16 protein-coding genes and 15 tRNA genes are annotated in these 21,997 nt (G+C 40.5%); 20 read left to right on the forward strand and 11 right to left on the reverse strand.

Features of this window, described 5'->3' with window-relative positions; genetic code table 11:
* Positions 1–857: 857 nt before the first annotated feature.
* The 8 genes from CIK86_RS03940 to CIK86_RS03975 form a co-directional block, all read right to left on the reverse strand.
* Positions 858–933 (reverse strand) — tRNA-Val (locus CIK86_RS03940).
* A 56-nt stretch (positions 934–989) separates the two neighbouring features.
* Positions 990–1,065, reverse strand: a tRNA-Val gene (locus CIK86_RS03945).
* Positions 1,066–1,216: 151 nt separating this feature from the next.
* Positions 1,217–1,292: transfer RNA gene (locus tag CIK86_RS03950), tRNA-Val, on the reverse strand.
* Positions 1,293–1,448: 156 nt separating this feature from the next.
* A tRNA-Val gene (locus CIK86_RS03955) sits at positions 1,449–1,524 on the reverse strand.
* A gap of 151 nt (positions 1,525–1,675) precedes the next feature.
* Positions 1,676–1,751: transfer RNA gene (locus tag CIK86_RS03960), tRNA-Val, on the reverse strand.
* 156 nt (positions 1,752–1,907) lie between these two features.
* Positions 1,908–1,983 (reverse strand) — tRNA-Val (locus CIK86_RS03965).
* Between the two features lie 150 nt (positions 1,984–2,133).
* Positions 2,134–2,209, reverse strand: a tRNA-Val gene (locus CIK86_RS03970).
* Positions 2,210–2,741: 532 nt separating this feature from the next.
* The gene (locus CIK86_RS03975) at positions 2,742–3,878 is read right to left on the reverse strand and encodes an ISAs1 family transposase (RefSeq protein WP_008466968.1); all 1,137 of its coding nucleotides are present in this window, start codon (positions 3,876–3,878) and stop codon (positions 2,742–2,744) included.
* A 299-nt stretch (positions 3,879–4,177) separates the two neighbouring features.
* On the opposite strand from CIK86_RS03975, the gene CIK86_RS03980 reads away from it, so the two are divergent.
* From CIK86_RS03980 to CIK86_RS04025, 10 genes are all read left to right on the forward strand, one after another.
* A tRNA-Ala gene (locus tag CIK86_RS03980) sits at positions 4,178–4,253 on the forward strand.
* A gap of 37 nt (positions 4,254–4,290) precedes the next feature.
* Positions 4,291–4,366 (forward strand) — tRNA-Glu (locus tag CIK86_RS03985).
* Positions 4,367–4,510: 144 nt separating this feature from the next.
* A tRNA-Glu gene (locus tag CIK86_RS03990) sits at positions 4,511–4,586 on the forward strand.
* A 178-nt stretch (positions 4,587–4,764) separates the two neighbouring features.
* A tRNA-Glu gene (locus CIK86_RS03995) sits at positions 4,765–4,840 on the forward strand.
* 178 nt (positions 4,841–5,018) lie between these two features.
* A tRNA-Glu gene (locus tag CIK86_RS04000) sits at positions 5,019–5,094 on the forward strand.
* An 89-nt stretch (positions 5,095–5,183) separates the two neighbouring features.
* Positions 5,184–5,259: transfer RNA gene (locus CIK86_RS04005), tRNA-Glu, on the forward strand.
* 89 nt (positions 5,260–5,348) lie between these two features.
* Positions 5,349–5,424: transfer RNA gene (locus tag CIK86_RS04010), tRNA-Glu, on the forward strand.
* A 178-nt stretch (positions 5,425–5,602) separates the two neighbouring features.
* Positions 5,603–5,678: transfer RNA gene (locus tag CIK86_RS04015), tRNA-Glu, on the forward strand.
* A 284-nt stretch (positions 5,679–5,962) separates the two neighbouring features.
* Positions 5,963–8,830 (forward strand): pitrilysin family protein, encoded by a 2,868-nt coding sequence (locus CIK86_RS04020; RefSeq protein ID WP_086998886.1) that lies wholly within the window; start codon positions 5,963–5,965, stop codon positions 8,828–8,830.
* 124 nt (positions 8,831–8,954) lie between these two features.
* Positions 8,955–9,221, forward strand: coding sequence for a DksA/TraR family C4-type zinc finger protein (locus CIK86_RS04025; RefSeq protein ID WP_011327776.1), 267 nt, complete (start codon positions 8,955–8,957; stop codon positions 9,219–9,221).
* A gap of 54 nt (positions 9,222–9,275) precedes the next feature.
* Here the strand turns inward: CIK86_RS04025 and gloA are convergent, their stop codons facing one another.
* A complete protein-coding gene (gene gloA, locus CIK86_RS04030) occupies positions 9,276–9,677 on the reverse strand; it encodes a lactoylglutathione lyase (RefSeq protein WP_086998883.1) in 402 nt (133 codons plus the stop codon).
* A 716-nt stretch (positions 9,678–10,393) separates the two neighbouring features.
* Here gloA and fbaA point away from each other — a divergent pair.
* Positions 10,394–11,476, forward strand: coding sequence for a class II fructose-bisphosphate aldolase (fbaA, locus tag CIK86_RS04035; RefSeq protein WP_011327779.1), 1,083 nt, complete (start codon positions 10,394–10,396; stop codon positions 11,474–11,476).
* Between the two features lie 237 nt (positions 11,477–11,713).
* Here the strand turns inward: fbaA and tnpA are convergent, their stop codons facing one another.
* Positions 11,714–12,109 carry an IS200/IS605 family transposase gene (gene tnpA, locus CIK86_RS04040; protein WP_011327281.1) on the reverse strand — a complete coding sequence of 132 codons (396 nt, stop codon included), beginning with the start codon at positions 12,107–12,109 and terminating at the stop codon, positions 11,714–11,716.
* Positions 12,110–12,147: 38 nt separating this feature from the next.
* On the opposite strand from tnpA, the gene CIK86_RS04045 reads away from it, so the two are divergent.
* Positions 12,148–13,374 carry an RNA-guided endonuclease TnpB family protein gene (locus tag CIK86_RS04045; RefSeq protein WP_096317073.1) on the forward strand — a complete coding sequence of 409 codons (1,227 nt, stop codon included), beginning with the start codon at positions 12,148–12,150 and terminating at the stop codon, positions 13,372–13,374.
* 122 nt (positions 13,375–13,496) lie between these two features.
* On the opposite strand, the gene CIK86_RS04050 is transcribed toward CIK86_RS04045, so the two are convergent.
* Positions 13,497–15,404, reverse strand: coding sequence for an aminotransferase class V-fold PLP-dependent enzyme (locus tag CIK86_RS04050; protein ID WP_011327780.1), 1,908 nt, complete (start codon positions 15,402–15,404; stop codon positions 13,497–13,499).
* Between the two features lie 482 nt (positions 15,405–15,886).
* Between CIK86_RS04050 and CIK86_RS04055 the strand changes: the two genes are divergently transcribed.
* The 8 genes from CIK86_RS04055 (at position 15,887) to CIK86_RS04100 (ending at position 21,910) form a co-directional block, all read left to right on the forward strand.
* Positions 15,887–16,261 carry a hypothetical protein gene (locus CIK86_RS04055; RefSeq protein WP_086994379.1) on the forward strand — a complete coding sequence of 125 codons (375 nt, stop codon included), beginning with the start codon at positions 15,887–15,889 and terminating at the stop codon, positions 16,259–16,261.
* Between the two features lie 73 nt (positions 16,262–16,334).
* Positions 16,335–16,832 (forward strand): SHOCT domain-containing protein, encoded by a 498-nt coding sequence (locus tag CIK86_RS04060; RefSeq protein WP_086994376.1) that lies wholly within the window; start codon positions 16,335–16,337, stop codon positions 16,830–16,832.
* A gap of 753 nt (positions 16,833–17,585) precedes the next feature.
* Positions 17,586–18,170: a cold shock domain-containing protein gene (locus CIK86_RS04070; RefSeq protein ID WP_036561522.1), complete on the forward strand. Its 585-nt coding sequence runs from the start codon at positions 17,586–17,588 to the stop codon at positions 18,168–18,170.
* Positions 18,171–18,235: 65 nt separating this feature from the next.
* Complete coding sequence (locus tag CIK86_RS04075) at positions 18,236–18,592, forward strand: DUF6404 family protein (protein ID WP_086994373.1); 357 nt, start codon at positions 18,236–18,238, stop codon at positions 18,590–18,592.
* 108 nt (positions 18,593–18,700) lie between these two features.
* Positions 18,701–19,147, forward strand: a complete 447-nt coding sequence (locus CIK86_RS04080) for a hypothetical protein (protein ID WP_086994370.1) — start codon at positions 18,701–18,703, stop codon at positions 19,145–19,147.
* 111 nt (positions 19,148–19,258) lie between these two features.
* Positions 19,259–19,837, forward strand: coding sequence for a hypothetical protein (locus tag CIK86_RS04085; RefSeq protein WP_086994367.1), 579 nt, complete (start codon positions 19,259–19,261; stop codon positions 19,835–19,837).
* A 464-nt stretch (positions 19,838–20,301) separates the two neighbouring features.
* Positions 20,302–21,351: a nitronate monooxygenase gene (locus CIK86_RS04095; RefSeq protein WP_086994364.1), complete on the forward strand. Its 1,050-nt coding sequence runs from the start codon at positions 20,302–20,304 to the stop codon at positions 21,349–21,351.
* Positions 21,352–21,436: 85 nt separating this feature from the next.
* A complete protein-coding gene (locus CIK86_RS04100; protein WP_140391171.1) occupies positions 21,437–21,910 on the forward strand; it encodes a hypothetical protein in 474 nt (157 codons plus the stop codon).
* Positions 21,911–21,997 lie beyond the last annotated feature (87 nt).

A 21,997-nucleotide genomic window follows, 5' to 3' on the forward strand; every position in this document is an offset into this window, starting at 1 on the left:
CGTGTAACACAGACTATAATCAACAGTTTAGCTGCTTACAAGGGAATTTAGGTTATTACTCAACTTTATTAAGTACTTAATATGCATTCATAGGCTTATATGTGGTGGGTAATACTTAGCTTGATACCTGCGACCCTCGCCATTCGTTATAAAGGGCGGCGATGCTCTTTTTCTTTCAACTGAGCTAATTGCCCAAAAGGACTTATATATTATTTAAGTATTTGATGGAGATATTACGAGATACTAAGAAGTGTTTATATGTGGTGGGTAATACTTAGCTTGATACCTGCGACCCTCGCCATTCGTTATAAAGGGCGGCGATGCTCTTTTTCTTTCAACTGAGCTAATTGCCCAAAAGGACATATATATTATTTTAGTATTTAATGGAGATATTAAGAAATGTTTATATGTGGTGGGTGATACTGGACTTGATACCTGCGACCCTCGCCATTCGTTATAAAGGGCGGCGATGCTCTTTTTCTTTCAATTGAGCTAATTGCCCAAAAGGACTTATATATTATTTTAGTATTTTATGGAGATATTAAGAAGTGTTTATATGTGGTGGGTGATACTGGACTTGATACCTGCGACCCTCGCCATTCGTTATAAAGGGCGGCGATGCTCTTTTTCTTTCAATTGAGCTAATTGCCCAAAAGGACTTATATATTATTTTAGTATTTTATGGAGATATTAAGAAGTGTTTATATGTGGTGGTTAATACTTAGCTTGATACCTGCGACCCTCGCCATTCGTTATAAAGGGCGGCGATGCTCTTTTTCTTTCAACTGAGCTAATTTCCCAAAAGGACTTTTATATTATTTTAGTATTTAATGGAGATATTAAGAAGTGTTTATATGTGGTGGGTGATACTGGACTTGAACCAGTGACCCTCGCCTTGTAAGGGCGATGCTCTCCCAACTGAGCTAATCACCCACATATAAAATAGGTATAACGCTTAATTAAATGCTTTAAACATTTAAGCTGTAATTTGGTGGGTGATACTGGACTTGAACCAGTGACCCTCGCCTTGTAAGGGCGATGCTCTCCCAACTGAGCTAATCACCCAAATTACATTATTAACTATCAAGGGTGATAGTTAATACTGGACTTTAACCATTGAACACTGCCTTTACTTGTAAATAGCGGCGATGCTCTCTTTTTTCTAACTGAGCGAATCACCCATTTAGATTTTTGTAATATGCACCACTGTAAATAGTGGTGGGTCGTACTGGACTTGAACCAGTGACCCTCGCCTTGTAAGGGCGATGCTCTCCCAACTGAGCTAACGACCCATATTACATGCTACTACCTATAGATAGTACTGGACTTTAACCAGTGAACTTCGCCATTACTTGTAAGTAGCGGTGATGCTCTCTTTTTGTAACTGAGCTAACGACCCATATTACAATTTTAAAACGAGACTATTATATAATCATAGGTTTTATATGTGGTGGGTGATACTGGACTTGAACCAGTGACCCTCGCCTTGTAAGGGCGATGCTCTCCCAACTGAGCTAATCACCCACATATAAATTAAAACGCTACTATTAAAATAAATAGTACTGGATTTTAACCAGTGAACACAGCCTTTACTTGTAAATAGCGGCGATGCTCTCTTTTTTCTAACTGAGCTAATTACCCATTTAGATTTTTGTAATATACACCATTTTAAAAATGGTGGGTCGTACTGGACTTGAACCAGTGACCCTCGCCTTGTAAGGGCGATGCTCTCCCAACTGAGCTAACGACCCATATTACATGCTACTACCTATAGATAGTACTGGACTTTAACCAGTGAACTTCGCCATTACTTGTAAGTAGCGGTGATGCTCTCTTTTTGTAACTGAGCTAACGACCCATATTACAATTTTAAAACGAGACTATTATATAATCATAGGTTTTATATGTGGTGGGTGATACTGGACTTGAACCAGTGACCCTCGCCTTGTAAGGGCGATGCTCTCCCAACTGAGCTAATCACCCACATATAAATTAAAACGCTACTATTAAAATAAATAGTACTGGACTTTAACCAGTGAACTTCGCCGTTGCTTATTAGTAGCGGAGATGCTCTCTTTTTCTAACTGAGCTAATTACTCATATAGAAATTTAGATGTGAACACTTATAAAAAGTGGTGGGTGATACTGGACTTGAACCAGTGACCCTCGCCTTGTAAGGGCGATGCTCTCCCAACTGAGCTAATCACCCACATCTAAACAACAATACAATGCTGCGTTGTTGTGGGGCGCTATTATAGATAGAGTTGTAAATGTGTCAACACTTGAATGATAAAAATGTGCTGAGTGGGGGTTTTATAAACAACAAGTAATGTTTGGAGTTTGTTTTATCGACAAATCAATGCTTAGTGTTTAAATAAACGCCGTATTATCTGTTTAGGCTTAGATAGTTAATATCGAAAATCAAGAAAGTAATAAGCCAATCTATTTTAACTTAGTTGCTGTGGTGTGTTTATTGATCATAAAGTGCAGCTTATATAAAGTAATCACTTAAGTTATAAATTTACGCCGTGATTAAATCGCCTTTAAATTAAACCAATTTTAATCCGCAAAAAACCAATGCGATCTAATAGTGCGTAAAGTGGTTATTATGCCAAGGCATAAAGTAAGGATACGTCATTGAACGATGAACCAAATATGCCAAGTTGAATTTGCATATAAATGTATACCTTTTCTATGCTCAATAAAAATTAAAACAAGCAGAGCAGGGGTTATCTACACGGCTAGCGCATTTTAATCCCAGACTCTAGCAGGGTTGAGCGGTAATCATCGTCTAGCCCTGCCATTTTCTTTTTCCTCGCCATACTTGCTGACTTAGATGCATCTTGTTTAAAAAGCGCCATGGCTATCTTTCGCATTACATTAAACATTAATGGCCCTTGAAGTTTGCGTATTCTCGATTCATCTTCTCTGAAGTTCATATCAAGCATCCAATGCATGCTTTCAACCTGCCAGTGACTGCGTACCGCATTGAGTGCTTGCGCTGCATTTAAGTCTAATGAACTTATATACCAGCGTGTTTCAGTGGTATCCGACCCTGCCGACTTATCATGAACTTCAGCCCTGACCTTAATAATACTCGTTAAGCCAGGCCAACGATAATCCTTGCCTAACCAGCTTTTATCTATAAGTAACTGCTGGCATGTACGTGTTTCAACACGCCCATGTCCTGAGCTTATTTCGGTATGTTCATCACAATTATGCTTAGTTAACCTTTCACGCTCGCACTTGTGCCACCACGCTTCTAGTTCCTTTTGCATGCCTGAATGATTACCTTTAAGTGCAAGAATATAATCTGCTTTTTGTTGGATGATTTGTTTTGCTATTTCTTGTTGGCATCCCATCGCATCTAACGTAATGATACTGTTTTCAATATCGAGCAGGGTGAGTAATTCTGGTATTGCGGTGATTTCATTTGTTTTATTATCAACAGCCGTCTGCCCAAGCACTAACTGGTGTTGGCAACTCCATGCACTGACCGTGTGTAAGGCACTTTTTCTGTCTTTTGTGGTAAATGAACGCCGTGCGGTTTTGCCATCGATAGCGATGATATCTGCACCTGTGGTTTCAATCAGTGATGATATCCAAGATTGAAATGCCCTTTCTATTTCATTTGCTTTTAACCGACACATGACGCGCGCAATCGTGTCATGTTTTGGAATTCCTGCGTTGAACGTGCCGTATTTTTTTAACCAATCAAGTTTTAGGTGCCCAAAGTCTTCAATATCTTCCCATCCTTCTGCACCAGAGAGCACAGCGCTAATAGCAAGGAGAAGAATATCGATAAGTTCATGCTTTTTACAACGTTCAATGCGAGGATCTGTAATTGAATTAAAATGTTTCAGAAAAGTAGTGCTCATATTTATGCGACCAAGTAATTATTATGCCTTGATCTGATCACTACTTGCTCTATAAGTTCAATTTATAATGATCTTGCCGTGGGGTTATCTAATCATCCAGCCATAATTTATAATACACTCAAGGGGCTAATTTACTGTAAATTGCCCTTTTTAGCCTGCTTGGTAGCCAGTTTGTTGAAAAATAAACCATTTAAATAAAGCAGAACAAAAAACTGTTGACTTTATTTTGGGTGGTGCATAGAATGCGCCCCGCACTAAGCAATACACGACGTGTTTATCACAGCGTGTGTAAATAAGTTGGGGCTATAGCTCAGCTGGGAGAGCGCTTCGCTGGCAGTGAAGAGGTCTGCGGTTCGATCCCGCATAGCTCCACCAACTTATTAGTGTTTGTCCTAGGGTAGCAGTTTTCTGTGTCCCCATCGTCTAGAGGCCTAGGACACCGCCCTTTCACGGCGGTAACAGGGGTTCGAATCCCCTTGGGGACGCCATTTAGCTTTAATTAGTTAAAGGCGGTTTTACCGAGAAAATAGCGTCACAATTAAAGCTCGAGTCTTTACTTGTATTAAGCGCAATTACCTTAAAATTCATGATGTGAGTTAAACTAATCAATTGTCCTAGTGATACATTTATGTGTCCCCATCGTCTAGAGGCCTAGGACACCGCCCTTTCACGGCGGTAACAGGGGTTCGAATCCCCTTGGGGACGCCACTTACTATTTAATAGTCAGTGCAGTGTTATTAAGAAAGCTCGCCTGAAACGAGTCTAAAAATTCAGTTGTCCTAGTGACACAGAAAATGTTTCTGAGAAGATAATGCCATTCGCCTCGCAGGCTCGGTCTCATCTTACACAGAAATAGTAAATCAATGATTTGCAAACCAATTTCTGCGTCCCCATCGTCTAGAGGCCTAGGACACCGCCCTTTCACGGCGGTAACAGGGGTTCGAATCCCCTTGGGGACGCCACTTACTATTTAATAGTCAGTGCAGTGTTATTAAGAAAGCTCGCCTGAAACGAGTCTAAAAATTCAGTTGTCCTAGTGACACAGAAAATGTTTCTGAGAAGATAATGCCATTCGCCTCGCAGGCTCGGTCTCATCTTACACAGAAATAGTAAATCAATGATTTGCAAACCAATTTCTGCGTCCCCATCGTCTAGAGGCCTAGGACACCGCCCTTTCACGGCGGTAACAGGGGTTCGAATCCCCTTGGGGACGCCACTTACTATTTAATAGTCAGTGCAGTGTTATTAAGAAAGCTCGCCTGAAACGAGTCTAAAAATTCAGTTGTCCTAGTGATACATTTATGTGTCCCCATCGTCTAGAGGCCTAGGACACCGCCCTTTCACGGCGGTAACAGGGGTTCGAATCCCCTTGGGGACGCCACTTACTATTTAATAGTCAGTGCAGTGTTATTAAGAAAGCTCGCCTGAAACGAGTCTAAAAATTCAGTTGTCCTAGTGATACATTTATGTGTCCCCATCGTCTAGAGGCCTAGGACACCGCCCTTTCACGGCGGTAACAGGGGTTCGAATCCCCTTGGGGACGCCACTTACTATTTAATAGTCAGTGCAGTGTTATTAAGAAAGCTCGCCTGAAACGAGTCTAAAAATTCAGTTGTCCTAGTGACACAGAAAATGTTTCTGAGAAGATAATGCCATTCGCCTCGCAGGCTCGGTCTCATCTTACACAGAAATAGTAAATCAATGATTTGCAAACCAATTTCTGCGTCCCCATCGTCTAGAGGCCTAGGACACCGCCCTTTCACGGCGGTAACAGGGGTTCGAATCCCCTTGGGGACGCCACTTACTTATTTTAAGTATTGTATAAAGCAGTGTGATACCAGACGTTCTATTCATGACGTTATCAAGAACAATTATATCTTGTAAATGCCGCTTAATTTATTTAATAAGCTAGTGCAGTGTTATAAGAATAAAACTACAAATTTATACCCTCATTTCACACTTCATTTTTATATCTATCTATTTACACTTCGTTACAAAACCAATCTTACAATTGTTTCATATTCCTTGTTGTACTTTTAATTAGTCTTTAAACTCATTGAGTTAATTTAAATATGGACTAAAAAATGAAACTCACAAAAATAGCACTTGCTGTTTTACTTGCATCAGGGTTAGCTGCATGTAATAGCTCAACTCAAGCTGTTGATAAAAAGATTATTACAGAAGCATCAATCCCAGGCGTTACACTTATTGAATCAGTGAAATCAAACGCAGGTGAAATCAACATACCGTATAAAAAATATAAACTAGATAACGGTTTAACTGTAATTGTGCATGAGGATCATTCAGATCCCTTAGTACACGTTGATGTAACATACCACGTTGGTTCTGCTCGCGAAGAGTTGGGTAAGTCAGGCTTTGCTCACTTTTTTGAGCATATGATGTTTCAAGGCTCAGAAAACGTTGCTGATGAGGAACATTTTAAAATAATCTCTGAAGCAGGCGGTACTTTAAATGGTACAACTAACTCAGATAGAACAAATTATTTTGAAACCGTACCTGTAAATCAATTAGAAAAAATGTTGTGGCTAGAAGCTGATCGAATGGGCTTTTTACTCGATGCTGTAACCCAAGAAAAATTTGAAGTACAACGCGAAACAGTAAAAAATGAGCGCGGCCAACGCGTTGATAATCGCCCTTATGGTCGTTTAGGTGAGCGTGTTGCTCAAGCAATGTATCCAGATGGGCATCCGTATTCTTGGCCTGTAATTGGTTTTATGGATGACCTTAACCGTGTAAATGTGAATGACTTAAAAGCATTCTTTTTAAAGTGGTATGGCCCTAATAATGCAACGCTTACCATTGGTGGCGACATCAACGCTAATGAAATACTACCACTGGTTACTAAATACTTTGCGCCAATTCCAAAAGGCCCTGCAATACCTAAAGTAGAAAAAACAGCGGTAACACTAAATGCTGATAGATATATTTCAATGGAAGATAAGGTTCACTTACCTTTATTAAGTATGAGTTTTCCAACGACTTACGCTCGCTCTGAAGATGAAGCACCGCTGGATATACTTGCAGAAATATTAGGTGGGGGGAACAATTCATTACTATACAAAAACCTAGTTAAAAACCAGCTTGCTGTTCAAGCAAGTGCAAACCATCCATGCCAAGAGTTAGCATGCTCAATTAGTCTTTATGCTTTACCTAATCCTACAGCAGGAAAAACGTTAGCTGATATGGAAAAAATTATTCGTGATTCATTTGTTGAATTTGAAGAGCGTGGTGTTACACAAGATGATTTAGATAAAGTAAAAGCTAAAATAGAATCGGGTGCAATTTTTGGTCTGCAAAGCGTATCAGGAAAAGTCTCTCAACTTGCCGCGTCAGAAACGTTTACAGGTAACCCAAACTCAGCTAAAGATGAGATTGCACGTTATAACAAAGTTACAAAAGCTGATGTTATGCGTGTTTTTAATCAATATATCAAAGGTAAATCTGCCGTTATTATGAGTGTTGTGCCAGAAGGGCAGACTCAACTTATAGCTGCCCCAGACAACTTTACTCCTAAAGCGCATGATTTTGGAGGGCCATCGACCACTTCAGCTGATGATTTAGTGGCACGAAGAGCAGTTGATACATTTGATCGAAGTGTTCATCCAGAGGCCGGTGCAAATCCTGCTGTGGATGTTCCTGCACTTTGGCAAGCTAATACTGCAAACGGTATTAAAATATTAGGTACTCAAAGTACAGAAACGCCAACGACTGCAATTTTTATTAAAGTTCCGGGTGGCTTGTATAATGAACAAGCGAGTAAAGTGGGTTTATCGTCAATGACTGCATCGCTAATGAGTGAGGCTACGCAAAACTACACCACAGAGCAAATGAGTAACGCGCTTGAAAAGTTGGGTAGTCAAGTAAGCATATACGCTGATAAAACACATACAAATGTATATGTTTCTAGCTTAACTAAAAATCTAGATGCAACATTAAAGCTTGTAGAAGAAAAGTTATTTAAACCGGCATTTAATGCAGATGACTTTGAGCGTAATAAAAAGCAAAGCATTCAAAACATCCAACATTCAATGAAAGATGCAGGTTATTTAGCCTCTAATACGTATAGCAAATTACTATACGGAAATAACATAGCTTCACTACCAAGTAGCGGTACTGTTGAAAGTATAGAAGCCATTACGCTCGATGATGTTAAAGCTTTTTATAATGCAAACTTTAAACCGCAGGGTGCCCAAGTTATTATTGTTTCTGATTTAAAAGAATCAACAATTGAACCTAAAATTAAAGCTGCCCTTACATACTGGCAGGGCAAAGCTTCAAGCGTTGATTTAAATTTTGCTGAGCCAAAAGTACAAACAAATGTAATTTATTTAGTTGATAAGCCTGGCGCACCGCAATCAGAAATTCGTATTGGTAAGCGTGGCATGGTTGAAGATATTACCGGTGAGTTTTTTAAAGCTAACTTAATGAACTTTGCATTGGGTGGCACGTTTAACAGCCGTATCAATCTAAATTTACGCGAAGATAAAGGCTACACTTATGGTGCTCGCTCTCATTTTTGGGGTGATAAAACATCAGGTGGCTTTACAGCCTCTGCAGCGGTGAGAGCAGATTCTACTGCTGCGTCTATTACAGAGTTTACCAACGAGCTTAATAACTACGCTCAAAATGGTGTAACAGACCAAGAGCTTATGTTTATGCGCAAAGCTATTAACCAAAAAGATGCGCTTAAATACGAAACACCTAATGCAAAACTTGGCTTTTTAGCACAAATATTAGAGTTTGATTTAAAACCTAGCTTTGTAAAAGAAAGAAATGAAATTGTTAGTAATATTAGCAAAGAAGAAGTTAACGCCTTAGCTAAAAAACATTTAAACACTAAAGAGATGATTTATTTAGTTGTTGGTGATGCCAAAACCTTGCGCCCTGAGCTTGAAAAGTTAGGCATGCAGGTGATTGATTACAGTTTATAACTGTTAAAATTAATCGATTAAAAACAAAAAGCCGCTACAAGCGGCTTTTTTGTTCTATTCAGTGCCAATAAAGCTGTTAATAGCTATTATAAGTATAAACGTCCAACTCATTAGGAGGTTATATATGGCAAGTGGATGGGCACGAGAAGGTGCAGTTCAAGATCAAATAGACGCAAGTGTTAACGATGCTGTTCAGTACGCTCGCAGTAATTTGGCTTCAGGCTCAAGTGCTGAGTTGTGCGAAGAATGTGATGCTGCGATCCCTCAAGCGCGTAGATTGGCGTTACCCGGTGTTCGTTATTGTGTTGCATGCCAGCAAGCAATTGAAGGCAAGAGCGCAACAGCAGGGGCTTTTAATCGCCGAGGCAGTAAAGACAGTCAATTGCGCTAAAAAAAGGTGCTAAAAGCACCTTTTTAATTTAAACCTACTTGCTTTAATACAAATTTAAAAACGACTCATATCTTCTTTTTTCTGAATAAGCTCAATTGCATAGCCATCAGGGTCTTTTACAAAAGCAATTTCAGTAGTACCACCTTTTACAGGCCCAGGTTCACGACTAACATTGCCACCGGCAGCTTTAATATCAGCACATGTTTGGTAAATATCATCAAATTCAATGGCTATATGGCCATAAGCATTGCCTAAGTCGTAACTGTCTTGATCCCAGTTATAGGTTAGCTCTAATACCGTATTGTCCTTTTCGTCTCCGTAACCAACAAAGGCTAAGGTATAACGATATTCTTCGTTATCTGCACGGCGTAACTCTTTCATCCCAAGTACTTTGGTATAAAATTCGATTGATTTTTCTAAATCAGCAACACGTAACATAGTGTGTAATAAACGCATTTAAGCACCCTTGGATTGTCTTTAAATTTAAAAAATACTGTTACAACATGACGAAGGCTGCGCAAAATAGCGCTTATTATAAAAGTAAGCTAAAACTCATTTTTATAATATATCGCATGTTTGCTTAGCAGCTACTTTGGCCATACACAGAGTAAAACACTGCAATTTTAGACTCAAAATATAATTGCGTATTCAGCGCAGGCCGGAAAATATAACAGTAGTAAGTCTTGATGCACATTCTATGGTTTTCATATAGATTTGCAATACATCTAGGTTGCACAATCTCTTAAACAATTTCACTATGGCATTTATTTAGCGCGCAGAATCTAATTGCTCTGTTTCTACTAAGGCGCAAGCTTAGTTGAGGTATTAAAAGCAATAAAAACACCAGCCGAAGCGTAAAGTAGGTACAGGTACAGTCATAAATACAGCTATACTAGAGCAAGTATGTGCAGTGGGTACCGATTTAATAGGTACAACTGCTACGTAACCAAAATCACTCAGCAAACTTGTTAACTGTAATGTGCCAGTATTGCCCGGTGTTTTTAATACCGTGATATTATGGCGTTAAAATACGGCTTTGATGAGCAAAAACATTTTCCGCTCTGTTAGTTTTTGCCGTAACAGGCGTTGCTAAAAAGGGTGAGTAGAGCAACAAAACTGGCGAGCAATTACAGATGCTTGTATAAAAGCTTTAAAACAGTAAGGAACCTATAATGAATTATTTAGCTACAACTATTCAACCCGGCGTTATAGTTGGCGATGAAGTAAGTGCGGTATATAAGCATGCCCGAACAAATCAATATGCATTACCTGCAGTTAACGTTGTTAGTACCTCGTCTATAAATGCAACTCTTGAAGCCGCGCAAACAATGAAGTCACCGGTTATCATTCAACTTTCAAATGGTGGAGCGCAGTTTTTTTGTGGTAAGGGCTTGTCGCTACCTGAACACCAAGGGGCTGTACTTGGCGCGGTTAGTGCTGCTAAGTATGTTCACTCTGTTGCTAAGCATTATGGTGTAGCGGTTATGCTACATACCGATCATGCTTCAAAAAAATTATTACCTTGGATTGATGGTTTATTAGATGAAGGCGAGCAGCATTTTGCACTTACTGGCAAGCCGCTTTTTAGTTCGCACATGATCGATCTTTCAGAAGAATCTTTAGAAGAAAATATTGAAATATGTGAACGTTACTTAGCGCGCATGGCAAAAATAGGCATGACCCTAGAAATTGAACTAGGATGTACCGGTGGTGAAGAAGACGGGGTGGATAACTCACATCTCGATAGCTCTGCGCTTTATACCCAGCCAGAAGATGTAGCTTACGCTTACGAGCGCTTAAGTCGTATTAGTCCAAACTTTATTATAGCGGCGTCATTTGGCAATGTTCATGGGGTATATAAACCGGGTAATGTTGTGCTTACGCCTACTATATTAAAAGACTCACAGGCCTATGTAGCAAAACAATTTGGCTTAGAGCATAACGCAATCAATTTTGTGTTTCATGGCGGTAGTGGCTCTGAGTACGATAAAATTGCAGAGTCGTTAACATACGGCGTAGTAAAAATGAATATCGATACAGATACGCAGTGGGCGTGTTGGAACGGTATTTTAAACTATTACCAAGACAAACAAGCGTATTTACAAGGGCAAATTGGTAACCCAGAAGGGGACGACAAGCCTAATAAAAAATACTATGATCCTCGCGTATGGCTTCGTCATACAGAGCAGCATATGGCCGCAAGACTAGAGCAATGTTTTAACGATTTAAATTGTGTAAATCGGTACAGCTCATAAAAATAGCTTGTTAGTAAGCTAAGGTAAGTTACTCGGTATGTTAGGCTCAACAGATCTGTTGAGCCTTTTAATACTAATAACGCCGTTTTCTATTACTAAACTATTTATTCGTTAAATAAAATACAGCTAAACATTAAAATAGTAATTCAAAAATTAACTCAATAACGCTTTATCGAAATTTTCCGAGAAAACCCATTGATCGACGCGAAGCGGCGTCGATGGGATGAATCGGAATAGTTAGCCCTGCTCTTGAATGTATTTTCGAATTGTATCAGCAGCCGCATTTCCAACAGAGCAAACAAAATATCCGTCAGACCAAAATGTTTTTTTAACCCAGAATTGCTTTTTAAACCATTTAAATCTCGACCATAGACTTTGCGTTGTAGATTGTTTAATTCTCCTAACGTAACTCGCAACACTGATATTGGGAGAGATCGTTAGCAATATGTGTATATGATCTTTGTCCACCTCGATCTCTTCGATATTAAATTCTGAGCGCTCTGCAATTTCAGTGATTTTTTGTTTTACAAAATCACCTACATCACCTTTTAACAATTGTTTTCTATATTTAACCACAAGTATTAAATGTAGCGCTATTAAATATTTACAGTGAGATTTAGTTTCATATTCCATCTTGACAACTCATTTCCATACAGTAGTCTATACAGTATATGAAAAAGACGCTTAGATACAACTACAGGCTAAATCCTACGCCAGAGCAAGAAGCTAAACTCGTTGAGTTTGGCGCGACAGCGCGTGGCATTTGGAACTTATTGTTGTCTGAGAACATACGTCGATACGAGCACGATAAAACGTTTTTGTTTTACAAAGACATGGCCTCACTACTTAAAGATATCAAGACGTTCGAAGAGTTTAACTGGATCAAAGCATTCGATTCTGCGGCAGCTCAACAAGTTGCCCGCGACCTGGAATTAGCGCTCAAGAATGTTTTTACTAAAGGTCGCTTGCAACGCTTTCCAAAGCACAAGATCTCATATAAAAAGAAAAAACGTCACAACGATAGTTTTCGAGCGGTCAATAACTCGCACTGTATCCGCATTGAAAATGGCGCTATCAGTATCCCAAAGGTAGGCAAGATACCCATTATCTTGCATCGCAAACTAGCAAGTAAAATCAAGACTGTAACTATCCAGTATCACCACGGAAAATGGGGATGCAGCATCACTCAGGAAGTTGAGTGCAAAACAGCTAAACAAGTTTTAAAAACAATCACAGGTTTTGACATTAACTCAAAGCAAACTGTTGTTGGCTCAGATGGTTTTGTGGTCGATAACCCCACGTTTTTAAAGCAGTCAAAAACAAAGTTAAATCAATTGCAACGCCAGCTTGCACGCCGAACTAAAGGTTCAAATCGCTGGCAAAAAACCAAACAACGCATCAACAAATTACACGGCAAAATCTCACGGCAAAGGCTCGACTTTGCACACAAAATTTCACGCCAGATAACCAATGAAAATGACATTTTAGTGTTCGAAGATTTAAACGTAAAAGGGATGCAAAAGTTCAATGGCAGCATGGTTGCCGACAATGTGATGGGCTTAATTACTCAGCTTTCAAAATACAAAACTGAGCTTGAAGGTAAACTCTATCACGAGATTGGCAGGTTTGAAAAATCCACTGGGGTTTGTTCTGAATGCGGCCAACATCATGTTTTGACATTGAACGACAGATATTTCACATGTACGGCTTGTGAAACTTACCAAAACCGAGACTTGTCAGCGGCTAAAAGCATAGCAAAAACAGGTGAATTAGATTTGATTGCGGCTGGGATCGTCGCAAGGGTTACCCCCACATCTCAGCAGAAATCAGCCATTAAAACGAAAGTCTTCGAGCTATCGAAGTTTGCTGTTGGAACTGAGAAAAAAGAAGCAGCCTAGTCTCTAAGTCAAGGCTGTAGAAGCCCATTGATCGACACGGAGTGGCGTCGATGGGTAGTTCACACAGCAGCAATGCCTAGCGACACAGCTGCTCAGTAAAAAGACTATGACCAAAAGACGCTTTACTTCTTAACCTTGCCTTTAAGAACATAGATCTCGCCATCGAAGCTTCCCTGAATCGTCAATCCTTGTCCCGCTAACTCTTTCAGATACTCTATATGATCTTCAGTTATATGCTGCCCCGGAACCAACAGTGGGATGCCCGGTGGATATGGCGTAACTAAACCGGCACAAATGCGGTTGTTGCTTTTACTAATAGGCACAGATTCGCGCTCGCCATAAAAAGCATCGCTTGGAATACACGCTAGGTCGATGGCAGGTAAATTTTCCGGCAAGCGGGAGCGACGCGTCGATGTTGACAGTTTTACCTTACCGCTGTCGAGTTTTTTTAATGCATTGTACAGACGAATGATCTTCGAACGCGTACCTCCAAGCGTCAGTAAAACCAAGATAGTACTGTGAGTGTATTTTTCTATTTCTAGCCCAATTTCATCCAGCAAGAATTTATGAATATCTTTTAACGAATAAGGCAATTGACTAATATCGATGAGAATTTTTAGTGGATCATGGCCCATATTGTCTCCGCTAAAGTGCGGAAATATTTCCATAAAGTCTTGCTTACCAAGCACTTTAATATGGTTGAGCGAGGTCATTTGTTGTTTAAATTCTTCCACATGTTTTAGCAAGGCATTGAGCAGCTTATAGCCTTCCATTTCTAATTGCTTTTGGCACACGTCAAGCGACGCTATAAGTTGATACTTCGGCGATGTGCTGGCGTAAATACTGTAAATTTCTCGAAAGAAATCGGCATCAAAATCTGGATCGTTAATATGAATATAAGACGCCTGAGAAAACGCCGATACCACTTTATGCGCAGAATGGGTGATATAGTCGGCCCCAGCATGAATGGCAGAATAATAGCGTAAGCTGGGATGAAAAAGGGAGTAAGCAAACCACGCTTCGTCGATAAACACTTTAATACCATGTTGATGGGCAAAAGCTACCACTTGTTTCAGATCGCTAAGTAGGCCATCGTAAGTGCAACCAGTGAGAACCAGCAATTTTGCATCGGTATTTTGCTCGATCGCCTGCTTTATATCGGCCAACGAGGGTGGCGCGAAGATCCCATATTTAGGATTTAAAATACTCGATAAATAAATGGGAAAACTAGCTGATTGCAATATGCCATAGTGCACAGATTTATGACAATTTCGGTCGATGATTACTTTATCGCCCTTGCGTAGCAGTGTCTGCAAAATGATTTTATTTGAGGTAGATGAACCGTTCGTAACGAAATAGGTATGCTTAACTTCAAACGTCGCCGCTGCTGATTCTTGAGCACGGCCAATGGTATTGGTACTGTCTGACAATGAACCTAACGAATCGACTGAAACCGACAGGTCGCCAACAAATACATTACGGCCATAAAACTGATAAAAATCTTTGATATAAGGGGAGTTTCTAAAGCTAGAACCGCCGCTATGGCCAGGTGTGTGCCATGAATCGTTTGCTTCGCCAACATAACGGCGATATGCCGTCCAGAATGGGGTTTCTCCTCGATCATCGAAGTCGTTGATCATATAACCTAAAATAGCTTCTGGGTCAGAAATCACCTCATCTTTAAAAAAGAAAGACTCAATTTCCCCCGACTCGTTAACTATTTCTAATCCTTTAGTGTCGTCGCCGATTACATACACAGGCAACTCGATACGGATCCCTTTTAACTGCTCGATAAAGCGACTATATGTTCTCTCGCCCTTGTTGTGTACATCCCAACTGAGAACCACAGCTTGAATATCACCATCTTCCTCTACATATTCCAACGCTTGCTTTAAATCAAGACATTCAATTATGTCGATATGAACATCATTTCGCTCAAAGTTAGGGATCGTTTTCGACAGATTCGTTGAAAGCTCTTGCAAGATGATAGGGTCTTGCTCAATTAACAAGATACGAAGTAAAGGTAACATAGGCGTTTTCGCAATAAAATTTCATAATGTTTAGTAGCATAACTAAAGGATTGATACTTGTGAAATTAATAGTTTGAAAATGCGCCAATAATTACGCAAAATCACGAATAAATAGATTTTATTTAAATTGACTTACAAGGTATGAAAAATCAAAGGTGCCAAAGTCAGCCACCTACTTTAAAAAACAAAAAGTAATACTGGAATGCGCATTAATTATTGAGTTGAAGTAGCTCATATCTGACTTACAGCTATGAGCGAAAAGCGGACGGTCAGGGTTAATTGTCATTAGCTAATAGATACTATGAGTAAACTTTCCCTTTTGCATAGTGAAATAAACTACAACAAGCACAATGTTTACAGCTGGCAATAAGTTACATTATTTGTTATTAATTGAATCACATAAAATAAGGACATTTTTGCGTGAATATAGATTCAGTGTCCTCTTATAAAGTTGTTATGAACTTATTAAATAAGGAGATATTTTGCATTATCAAGATTTAGACACGATTCTATCAACAACGAATAGGCTTCCCTTTGACGATAATGATCTCAGGAACCTTAAAGAATATATGAAAATGAGTCGAGGAAAGGGATACGATATTTCTCTTGCCCCAAGTTTGAGTGGAGATACTGAAGCCTTTCAAGAAGCTTTATCGCAAGGCTTTATTATATTAAAGTCAGACATGCTAGACACGTCCTTTTTGTTTATAAAGGTTAATGGGGGCACTGGAATATTTGGTGGTCAAAAAAAGAAAATTATATCTTTTATTGGCTCTCCTTCAGAGTTCACGCCGGGTCATGTATTTAACAAATTTATTATCGCACTAACGGCAATTAATAATATCTACCGTGGCTAGCTAAATACATAACAATCACTTGCAGTCTGACTGCCAGTGCAGAGTAGTTCTTGCACATCATTCTAAGGTGTTTATGAAAAAGATAATATTTTTGGTTCCAGCATTTTTCTTCTTTAGTGCATGCTCAAGTATGTCGCCAATACAAAAAGAAAGTGAAAGCAGTTCACATTTTGACGGGGCTGTGTATGAAGGAAAAGACTTTTATATTTCAGACGAAGAAATTCAAGGTGAAAGATATAGAATCTTTCATCAGGCATCTACTGGTTTTAGTGGAACATCAGGAATTAGAAGATCTGCGACTAAAAGAGCAAATGATTTTTGTCGTAAACAAGCTCATAATAAAAAGATGTTAACCGTTTCAGAACACACTGCAGCCCCACCATATATCTTTGGTAATTTCCCCAGAATAGAAATAATTTTTGTGTGTATTGATAAAGAAGAAACTCTAACAGCGATTGCTGTGGCTGATAAGTATGATCGTTTAACTAAAATTAAAGACCTTTTAGATAGCGGTGTTTTAAACCAGAAAGAGTTCGAAATAGAAAAGAAAAAAATATTGGCTGAGAAGTAACATTTAACAATAGGGTAAGGTTACCAACGACCGTAAGTAGCACTTTAGCGAAGTCCGCCTAGAGCGAGAAGCGGTCATTGAGATTGGCTAAATATAGTAGTTAATTGATTGGTCAAACTGCTTTTTGCGCATATATTCATGTAAATGAGCTGCACGCGCATATTGATCTATTTAACTTAACTCAATATTTTAGAAAACTTAGTGATAGTAATACCTTAGGTTATTTGTTAAAACTATATAGAGTAGACAAATGAGCGTTTAGTCGGCAGAAATATGCGCGATGAGCGCACTATTAAATTGTTATATGCCCTGAACAAACTTGGAGTTTCACTTGAATAAATTCGATTATAGATTTGATTCTGCTCCGGACCCAAAAGGAAAAGTTGTTCGTTATTTCGTTTATACACTTCTAGTGTTTATTTCCACATTCCTGTTTGTGTCTTTAGTTCACTATGTGGGTGGTGTATTAAACGTAGATGTAAACCAGCCACTGAGAGAATTACCCACGAACGTCGTGTTTTTGGGGTTATTGGGAATGCTTGTTACATTAGTTCTCATTTATACTATTGTATTGATGTTAGCTCGGGTAATTTTTAAAAATCTCGGGGTGTAATCGGGCATATAACAAAGCAAATTAAAAAGGGCGGACAAAAATCAGTTGGCTTTGTTCGTACCTCACAAATTATAGCCAACTAATTTTTGCCGTTTATTTACGGCGTTATGTGCACACGAAGAATAAGTAAAGGAGTATAAATGCAAGGCACAGTGAAATGGTTTAGCCAAGAAAAAGGGTTCGGCTTTATCACATCAGAAAATGGTGAAGATCATTATTTCAATGTTCAGTCTGTACAGGGAGCAAACTTACCTGCCAATGGAGACAAGGTAAGTTTTGAATCTAAACCTGGTAACAAAGGTCTGCGTGCATTTAATGTCTCTATTATTTCAAAAGCCCCACAGCAAAACAGTCGGCATAACGATGATCGTATCAGTTGCCCTAGTTGCAGAAAAAAAATTGTTCCCCGTATGATTACGTATCGTGGTGAGCCTGAAAAGTCTGTGTGTCCATATTGTGCAGCTACAGTTAAAAAATTTAGTAGCTGCTTTATCGCTACTGCCGTTTATGGTGATCCATCTTGTAAAGAAGTTAGAGCGCTAAGAAGATTTAGAGATGACAAACTTCTTCCCACATCTATAGGCAGGGGTTTTGTATCTTTTTACTATTTTTTATCGCCGTCAATTGCGGCATGGCTAGAAAATAAACATAAACTATCTACAGCAGTAAGGTCCATGCTTGATCTTATAGTTCAGCACATAACAAGCAAAGGCAGCGGACGCTAAACGCGCCGCTGCTTTGAGCGTTAGGCAATACAGGTAGAACCGTCATCACGAAAAGGGAATAGATTATGACTTATGAAGAAAAATATAATTTTGCAGTTAAAGAGCTCGAAGCAGCAAAAATTTGGAAGTCGAACTACAATCCTCCAATTACAAGATTGCTTCGCAGGCTTGGCTTTAAAGCCCCATTACCACATTACAATTCCTTTTTGAAGAATGCGCTTTCAACTGGTATTTATTTTGGTTGTGCTTGGGGGCTATTTATGTATTTTTTTGCTTGGGGCACCCAAAATGTACCTCCGGCCGTAATGCTCTCAACCGCAATGTTTGCGGGCGCTTTCTTTGGCGTTGTTATGGCTTCCTATTATAGGCATGTCTTTAAAAAGCATAAACTAACACCCTGGCACGAAATTAAAAGTGCCTAACAATTCGTACCTGTACGCGCCTTCGGCGCCGGACAGCCTTTTGCTGCGTCGTTCCTCCTTCGCAAAAGTCTTCCGCAGTACTCGGCGTTAGGCATTCAAGGAGGAAAGATGCACACTTCAAGTAACAAGTATCTTCTGGCTGCGGCAATATGTTGTTTTGCTGCCGCACTTGCTCATCTGGGCTGTATTGTATTCGGGGGCGATTGGTATCGTTTCTTTGGTGCAGGCGAACAGATGGCTCGGATGGCAGAGCAAGGGCTTTGGTATCCGACAATTGTAACCTCTGTCATTGTCATGGTGCTTTTGGTTTGGGCGCTTTATGGCCTGTCGGGCGCGGGCGCAATTAAAAGTTTACCTCTGACAAAATTAGCGCTAATCCTCATTGCCAGTATATTTTTAATTCGTGGCGTTTCCTTCGTCGGGTTAATGCCAATGTTCCCAGAAAACAGCCTGACATTTTGGTTAATTAGTTCTGGTATATGTTTGTTTATTGGCGGCCTCTTTGCTCTAGGTTCTTGGCAGCAGTGGTCAGTTTTAGGTGTAAAAAATGCCTAACAATACGCATCACGCGCAGCCTTCGGCTGCTGGGACGTCAAACGCTAACACGTTTTTCCGCCCGTGTGCTTTGCGTTATGTGAATCCACCTTGGAAACAGGAATCAGGGAAATGACATTAGAAGAATACAGAAGCGACTTCAATGCTGCGGCGAAGGGTTCGGCGTCGATGCCGATCGCGGGTGCATGCGTCTGGCTTGCAATAGCGATAATCTCGACGCAGTTTGACGAGCGCACAGGGGTTCTCATCCTGCTGTTCGGCTCAGGAGCCATATTCCCTCTTGCGCTCGCAATAGCTCGGGTTAGGGGGGAGGCGCTCATATCCTCTGATAACCCATTGGCGAAGCTAATGGGCCTTTGCGTACTGATGGTGAACCTGCTTTGGGCGGTTCATATACCTCTCTTTCTCTATGCTCCCACGTTCGTCCCGTTAAGTTTGGGCGTGGGCCTTGGCCTGCATTGGGTAGTCTGGTCGTGGATAGTTCAACATCCATTAGGTATTGTCCACGCGGTTTTGCGAACTATTCTCGTGGCAGTAGCATGGTTTACATTCCCTGAGAACCGTCTGCTTGCCATAGGTTTGGTCATCGTTTTCGTATATGGAATCAGCATCTGGCAAATGTTGACTCGGTCTTATACTACACACATAACAAGCCGCTCAAATCCGACGCCAAAAAGCGGCGCGGTTTAGCGGAGCGTTATATGCCCTGAACAAACTTGGAGTTTCACTTGAATAAATTCGATTATAGATTTGATTCTGCTCCGGACCCAAAAGGAAAAGTTGTTCGTTATTTCGTTTATACACTTCTAGTGTTTATTTCCACATTCCTGTTTGTGTCTTTAGTTCACTATGTGGGTGGTGTATTAAACGTAGATGTAAACCAGCCACTGAGAGAATTACCCACGAACGTCGTGTTTTTGGGGTTATTGGGAATGCTTGTTACATTAGTTCTCATTTATACTATTGTATTGATGTTAGCTCGGGTAATTTTTAAAAATCTCGGGGTGTAATCGGGCATATAACAAAGCAAATTAAAAAGGGCGGACAAAAATCAGTTGGCTTTGTTCGTACCTCACAAATTATAGCCAACTAATTTTTGCCGTTTATTTACGGCGTTAGCGTGCGGCGCGGCGCCAATATTTACGAGGAACACAATGAGCATAAAAGAACTTCTTGGCGTGGATTTGCCTATCATTCAAGCGCCTATGGCTGGTGTACAGGGACATGAGCTTGCCGTTGCAGTTTCCAGCGCCGGTGGTCTCGGGTCGCTTCCATGCGCCATGCTCAGCTTAGAAGGCTTGCGTAACGAACTAGCGATAATTAAGCAACAGACCACAAAGCCGTACAACGTCAATTTCTTTTGCCATGTTCCTCTAGAACCTGACGATGAGGTGGAAAGAAACTGGCGGCAAGCTCTTTCACCGTACTTCAGCGAGTACGGAATCGATTTAAGCACTAAAACCTCGCAATCGGGACGCTCACCATTCAATGCTCAAGCTGCCGACGTACTTGAAGAATTCAAACCACCAGTCGTGAGTTTTCACTTTGGCCTGCCCGAAATAGAGCTGCTGAATCGGGTGCGTGGATGGGGCGGAAAAATACTTTCTACTGCAACAACTGTCGACGAAGCTCTTTGGTTAGAGGCGCACGGAGTTGATGCCATCATTGCTCAAGGGCTCGAGGCGGGCGGGCATCGCGGTTTCTTTCTATCAAAAGATCTTTACACCCAGGTTGGCACCTTTGCGTTGATTCCGCAGATCGTACGATCGGTAAGTGTCCCAGTCATCGCCGCCGGTGGTATTGCTGACGCCAAAGGTGTTGCCGCCGCGATAGAGCTTGGTGCCACTGCGGTGCAGATTGGCACGGCGTATCTGCTGTGCCCTGAAGCCAACACAACGGCAGTGCATCGCGCGGCCCTAAAAAGAGATTCTGCTCGCGTCACCGCAATTACGAACCTATTCAGTGGGGGGCTGGCTCGTGGAATCGTGAACCGCCTAATTGACGAACTTGGACCGATAAACCACACCGCCCCTGATTTTCCAATGGCGTCAGCTGCCATTGCCCCTTTGCGTGCGAAGGCCGAAAGTTTAGGCAGCGGTGAGTTCTCGCCTTTGTGGGCTGGGCAAAACGTAAGCGGATGCAAAGAAATTTCAGCAACGCTTCTTACACAAGAATTGGCAGGCTTATACAAAAATGCACGCTAACAATTACAAGCAACGGGATTGTCAAACGCTTCGCGTTTGCCAACCCCTGTTGTAGGCGTTAGCTTCTGCAGCCCAAAGAGGATTTATGATTTCAGCAAACTTTGCAGCGATTATATCGGCTACAGGTGCCATGTTATCTGGCTTTTTTGCTTTATGGAGTTTCTTCAATGAAAGAAAAATTAAAGCTGAGCTGAAAGCAGGCGAAAAGCTATTCTTTGGTCGGGCGCATCATCCTTCATCTGTGGCACTAAAAGAGCATCGCGAGTGTGTTTTGAAGATTTCAGTTCATAATGTTTCAACATCAAAACGTGCATTTATAACAGACTTGCAGGCATTCGATAGGAAAGGCGAATCTGTAGATATATCATGGTCTCGGACTTCGGACTCTATTGGCAGTATTCCAGAGCAAGGCGGAATTTTAATGGTTGAAGACTTTGAGGATGTGTACTTGCGGGTTAATGATGGAGAAAGTCTAAACTATTTGCTCGTGAAAATTTTCCACACATTTTCAAAAAATGCAGAAGTTGTAGTCTTTGACAGATATGCAGATACTTTTTGATAGCGCTAAGATGTTGCATAGCTTAAGGCCTGTTTCGACTAAAGAAGTAATGCATTCAGCTAACAGTTATTATCAGTAAAAGGGACA

Source organism: Pseudoalteromonas sp. JB197, assembly GCF_002332205.1.
In the GTDB taxonomy this organism is placed as follows: Bacteria; Pseudomonadota; Gammaproteobacteria; order Enterobacterales; family Alteromonadaceae; genus Pseudoalteromonas; species Pseudoalteromonas nigrifaciens.